The organism is Kistimonas scapharcae (assembly GCF_039540975.1).
GTDB classification, from domain to species: Bacteria; Pseudomonadota; Gammaproteobacteria; order Pseudomonadales; family Endozoicomonadaceae; genus Kistimonas; species Kistimonas scapharcae.
The window spans coordinates 1-1,152 of record NZ_BAABFL010000230.1; the positions used below are offsets into that span (position 1 = coordinate 1).

The 1,152-nt window shown below is 48.4% G+C and carries 1 protein-coding gene; it reads right to left on the reverse strand.

Going from position 1 to position 1,152, the window contains the following annotated elements; genetic code table 11:
• Nucleotides 1–37 precede the first annotated feature (37 nt).
• Nucleotides 38–1,152: ISAs1 family transposase (locus tag ABD892_RS10590; RefSeq protein ID WP_345195591.1), on the reverse strand; the 1,115-nt coding region annotated here is incomplete at its 5' end.

The window sequence follows — 1,152 nt, forward strand, 5'->3', positions numbered from 1 at the left end:
CAGGGAAAACGCATGAAACCCCGCGCTATCACTAGCTTCAGGCTCCATCAACCTCTGCGGCGGACAATGGCGATCCGGCCAGAACCCGCTCCAGATAGTCGGTACTCATCATGGCGCACCTCATTTTTCGCTGAATGCCACCTTTGAAGGTTTTTTCATTCTTTAGCAAGTTAAGGGCAATGTGTCTGAAGCCGGAGAGAATTTCGGCTGCATCACCGCGACGTATCTGGCAGGCATCTTCGCTCATGGAAACATCCAGAACATAGTGCAGGGTATTCTCCACCGCCCAATGACTCCGAACACTGGTTGCCAGCTTTTCCGCTGTAAGCTCAGCAGAGCTGATATAGTAACGAATGCTGACATCCTCGATATTTTGTGGTGTATCGCCAACCTGACGGAAAGCAACCACAGCACCCAGTGTTCGCAGCCTTTTCCAGTCAAATGAGAAGTTCACAAACTCATCAAAAATATCACTCACCACATGTATTCGATGCTCTTTGCGACCTCGATTTTTCTCTATCGTTTCATAGGTGTTCTCAAAGCCTCCGGTCAGGATTTTGTTCATTGAAAAATGTGTTTGAAACGATTCGTGGAGCTTTGGATGGTTGCCTTTGACAGAGAGAAGATAGTCAGCCTCTTTTGCTACGATTTTTTCGGCAATCTCACGCTGGCAGCCCATGGCATCAATACTGACAAGGCATCCCTTAATGGAGAGGAGTTCAAGCAGCTCCGGAATCGCGGTTATTTCATTGCTTTTACTGTCTGTTTTTGTCTGTGCCAATACAACGCTATTAGCCGTACAAAACGCACTTACCATGTGGATGGGATCCAGTTCGTTTTTGCTATCACCTGAGCCTCGGACAGTCTTCCCATCAATGGCAACCACTGCCCCCTCTGTCGCTTCGTGGCAGCTCTGCATCCACGTAGAAAAGTACTTATGAAAGAGTTTTGGGTTAACCATGCTGACAACACGCTCAATGGTATCGTGCGATGGAATGCCGAAGGTAAAATCACCCATTGTTTTCAGCCAGGATTCACGAAGCTTGCCGAAATCTTCAATTTCTGCCCAGCCTCTGGCGCCAGCAATCATGGCACAGACAACGAGGAGGAAGATATCGGTCAGCTTATGTTCAACTTTCCACGGCTGGCGGA